A 452-nucleotide genomic window follows, 5' to 3' on the forward strand; every position below is an offset into this window, starting at 1 on the left:
AGAATTCCACTACCGAGTACCAGAATCGGTACTGCCTAGCCAGGAAACACCGCTCTATCATGAGATTACCTTTGTTGATATCAATGGGCAGGAGCAGATCAAAGTACAAAGCTCCAATCTTTTACCCTCTCAGCTGAACGATGTTTCAAACCCTGCTAATACTTGGAGTAAAGCAGAGGACTATTTTATTCATCTGAAAAAACTTAAAGCTGGCGAGATCTATGTTTCAGATGTAATTGGTCCCTATGTACCCTCTAAAATTCTGGGTCCAATGACACCAAGTCGTGCCGCACAAAAAAATATTCCTTTTACACCTGAGCAAGAAGCCTATGCAGGTAAAGAAAATCCTGTTGGTAAAAAATTCAAAGGGATAGTGCGCTGGGCAACCCCTGTAGTACGCAACGATAAAATTATTGGTTACTTAACATTAGCACTTAACCATGATCACATTA

1 pseudogene is annotated in these 452 nt (G+C 40.7%); it reads left to right on the forward strand.

Annotation, left to right across the window (positions count from 1 at the left end):
- A pseudogene (locus BTA35_RS18040) lies at positions 1-452 on the forward strand (putative bifunctional diguanylate cyclase/phosphodiesterase); the annotation flags it as partial.

The sequence above is a fragment of the Oceanospirillum linum genome (assembly GCF_001995095.2).
GTDB classification, from domain to species: domain Bacteria; phylum Pseudomonadota; class Gammaproteobacteria; order Pseudomonadales; family Halomonadaceae; genus Oceanospirillum; species Oceanospirillum linum.